Here is a 3,949-nt window from a genome sequence, read left to right as displayed (position 1 = left end):
TATCCGCTGCATGTCTTCACCGGGGGCGCAGACCATCACCGTGCGCCATGATGGAAACGAACGAGTATTCGATTCGAGTCAGCCGGTCACCATGGGCCGCGCGCCGGAGGTGACGCTATTCGTCGACAGCCCGCTGGTTTCGCGGGTCCACGCGACGCTCACCTGGCAGGGTAGCGCCTGGGTGCTCGCGGACAACGGAAGCACCAACGGTGTCTTCGTGGACGCGCGGCGACTGACTCAGCCGGTGTCGATCGATCGGCCGACGCAGGTGCGCCTCGGTGACGCGATCAGCGGTCCGCTGCTCCATCTGCTGCCCGCCAATCCACAACCCCCGCAGCGTCCGTCGGTGCGCCCGCCGCAGTCGGGGCAGGTGCCGCAGTCGGGCCAGCAGCCGATGGCCGGCCAGCCGCCGATGGCGGGGCCGCGGCCGGTGCAGCAGTTCCAGCGCCCGGCGTATCAACCGCCGCAGGACGCGCCCCAGCCGATCAACCCCAACATGACCCACCGGGCGGACAGCTCGAACATGCCGCCGGTGCGGGCCAGGGCCTCGACCGCGGCGATCGCGCGCGCCGATCGGCTGCCGGCCGGCGGGCTCTCGATCGGCCGCACCACCGACAACCAGATCGTCGTCAACGATCCGCTCGCCTCGCGTAAGCACGCGCGCCTCGTCGCCACCGCCGAGGGCCTCACCCTCGAGGACCTCGGCTCGGCGAACGGCACGTTCGTCAACGGTCACCGGCAGCAGCGGGTGGTGCTGCGCGAGCGCGACATCATCACCGTCGGCAACGTCGACTTCGTGGTCCAGCAGGGCACTCTGGTGCACCGGCAGAAGCCGGTCGCCGAACAGGGGCTCGCAGTGCACGGTGTCGGGTTCACCGTCGAGGGCAACAAGCAACTGCTCGTCGATGTGAACATGCAGGCCAGCCGGGGCACGCTGACCGCGTTGATCGGCCCGTCCGGCGCGGGCAAATCCACACTGTCCCGTTTGATCGCGGGTACCACCCGTCCCTCGGGCGGTGTGGTCACCTTCGAAGGCCGCAATCTGCACGCCGAATACGAGGCGTTGCGCTCCCGCATCGGCATGGTGCCGCAGGACGACGTGCTGCACCGCCAGCTCACCGTGCGCCAGGCGCTGGGCTACGCGGCCGAGCTGCGGCTGCCGCCGGACAACAGCAAGGCCGACCGGCAACAGGTGATCGACGGTGTGCTGAAAGAACTTTCGCTCACCGAGCACGCCGACACCCGGGTGGACCGGCTCTCCGGCGGCCAGCGCAAACGCGCGTCGGTGGCGCTGGAACTGCTCACCGGTCCGTCGCTGCTGATCCTGGACGAACCCACCTCGGGCCTGGATCCGGCGCTGGACCGGCAGGTCATGGTGATGCTGCGCGAGCTGGCCGACGCGGGTCGCGTGGTGATCGTGGTGACGCACTCGGTCGCGCACCTGGACATGTGCGACCAGGTGCTGCTGCTCGCGCCGGGCGGCAAGACCGCCTACTGCGGTAACCCGGCGGGTGTCGGCGCGGCGCTCGGCACCAGCGACTGGGCCGAGATCTTCGCCAACGTGGCGGCCAACCCGGACCAGGCATTTGCGGCCTACCGATCCCGGCAGGCGTTCGCGCCGCCACCACCGCCGCCACCCCAGCAGTACGGTTCGGTGGGCTCACCCCCGCAATCCAGTGGCGGGAAACAGTTCTCGACGCTCTCGCGCCGACAGGTCCGGCTGATCCTGGCCGATCGCGGTTATCTGATCTTCCTCATCGTGATGCCGTTCATCCTCGGCGCGCTGTCGCTGGTGGTGCCCGGTAAGGACGGTTTCCAGCGCGGTGCGCTGAAGGCGCTGCCGGACGGCAGTTTCGTACCGCAGGGCGGCGGGGAGACCCAGCAGCTACTCGTGGTGCTGATCCTCGGCGCCTGTTTCATGGGTTCCACGCTCACCGTGCGTGACCTGGTCGGCGAGCGCACCATCTTCCAGCGCGAACGCGCGGTCGGACTGCTGCCCTCGGCGTATCTGCTGGCGAAGATCGCGGTGTTCAGTTTCACCGCGCTGCTGCAGTCCGCGGTGCTGGTCGGCATCGTGCTCGCGGGCAAGAAGCGTCCGGGCGAGGGCGCGGTGCTGGCCTCGGGCAGCGCCGAGCTGTACATCGATATCGCGTTGACCGCGGTCTGCTGTGTCGTTGTCGGACTGTTGCTTTCGTCGCTGGCGAAGTCGAACGAGCAGGTGATGCCGCTGCTGGTGGTGGCCATCATGTGCCAGCTGGTGATGGCGGGCGGCCTGATCCCGGTCACCGGCCGGGTGGTGCTCGAGCAGGTGTCCTGGCTGTTCCCGGCCCGCTGGGGTTACGCGACGGGCGCTTCCACGGTGAACATTCGCGAAGTGTTCATCAACGCGCAGCCGGACAAGCTGTGGGAGCACACGCCGGGCATCTGGGCGCTGGACGTGGGCGTGCTGATCCTGCTCACCGTCGTGCTGGCCGTCATCACCTGGCGGCGACTCCGGCTGAAGAAGTCGGTGGCCTGATGCCGGTGCGATTTTCCGGCCCCTACCGGGGGCTGCGGACAAGAGCGAGCATCTCGGCCGCATACCAGGCACACTTATGCCTGTGACGGTGCGAGTAGGGGCGGTACATCTCGGCTGGGATGTGGTGTCCGTAGCCGCGGGTGGCGGGGGCACGCCGATCCGCCCGGTGCAGGTGGAGGGTATGTGGACACCGCCCGCGTATTTGCTGGCGGATTCTTCGGGGCGGTTGCACACCGCCGGGGTGGACCGGCAGCGGCCCGACCTCGGCATGGCGATCGCCGATGTGCGCGACATCCTCGGCCACCCGCAGATCGTGGTGGCCGGTGCGACCTGGCCCGCGGAGCTGGTGTTCCGGGCCCGGATGTACAACCCGCTGGCCTCGATCGGTAAACATCTGCGCGGCAAGCCCGACCTGGTGGCGTTGCCCTTCCCGGACGGCTGGCCGGACGAGAAGGTCGAGGTGTACGCCGCGCTGGTGGAACAGCTCGACGTGATCGTCGAGCCGCTGCCGGAGAGCATCGCGTTGTCGGGGTACGTGCGCGCGCTCGGTCTGGTGCATCCGCCGGATCAGGCCAGGCCGAACGGCATCGGCGCGACCGGCGTCTACTCCGACGGCCGGACCGTGCTGGTGGTCGCGGTACACGGCGACGACGAGCAGCCGACCGAATCGGTCGACGTGCCGGTGAGCCCGGAATCCATGCGAGACGCCAGGTCCGCGGACAATGTGGTGATCGAGGTGATGGCGGCGGCCCGCCGGATCGGCGCGGACACCTCGACGGTGCTGCTGTCCGGCAATGTGTGCTTCAACGAGGCCCTGCGGCTGGCCTTCCAGAACCATCTCGGGCACCGGTTGCAGGTCGCCGATCACCCGATGCACGCGCTGGTGCTCGGCGCCGCGCACCTGCTGGTCACCGATACCGAGATGGACGAGCCGGAACCGGGCGGCAGGCATGCCGAGCCCGCGCCGCCGCGCGTCGATCCGACGCAGTACCAGGATCCAGGTCCGCAGCATCGGGACCAGGCGGGGCATTACCGGCCCGAGTCCGCGCCACCGCAGGCGCCGCCCGGCCAGCGGCAGGCCGGTGCCACCCAGCGGCAGGCGGAATCGCCGCGGCATCAAGCCGAGTCCGGTCAGCGGCAAGCCGAATCGCCCCAGCGGCAGGCGGAATCGCCCCAGCGCCAAGCCGAGTCCGCACCGCGGCGGGCGGACACTGCGCCGCCGCGTCCCGTGCCGCCCGTGCAGTACGGCCCCGGTTATCCGACCCAGGGCGATCTCGACGCGACCACCCGGCTCTCGCGCGAAGATGCCGCGCGCGGCCTGCCGCCGAACCTCGCCGAGCTGGGCAGCCGCTTCACCCGGCCGCCGGGACAGCCCGCCGAGGAGCAGCGCGGTCCGGCGGGTCCGCCGCAGAGCGGGCCGCCGCCCGGGCC

2 protein-coding genes are annotated in these 3,949 nt (G+C 70.2%); both read left to right on the top strand.

Going from position 1 to position 3,949, the window contains the following annotated elements:
* Positions 1-10: 10 nt before the first annotated feature.
* Complete coding sequence (locus NVU01S_RS37895) at positions 11-2,518, top strand: FHA domain-containing protein (protein ID WP_014981800.1); 2,508 nt, start codon at positions 11-13, stop codon at positions 2,516-2,518.
* A 76-nt stretch (positions 2,519-2,594) separates the two neighbouring features.
* A partial coding sequence (locus NVU01S_RS45120; protein WP_244896327.1) for a hypothetical protein occupies positions 2,595-3,949 on the top strand: 1,355 nt, incomplete at its 3' end.

It is taken from the genome of Nocardia vulneris, from assembly GCF_001613425.1.
Taxonomy (GTDB): domain Bacteria; phylum Actinomycetota; class Actinomycetes; order Mycobacteriales; family Mycobacteriaceae; genus Nocardia; species Nocardia vulneris.
This window is presented reverse-complemented; position numbering and strand designations above follow the sequence as displayed.

Coding starts and splice junctions, on each gene's coding strand:
- NVU01S_RS37895 (WP_014981800.1), top strand. CDS start 11: ATGTCTTCACCGGGGGCGCAGACCATCACCGTGCGCCATGATGGAAAC.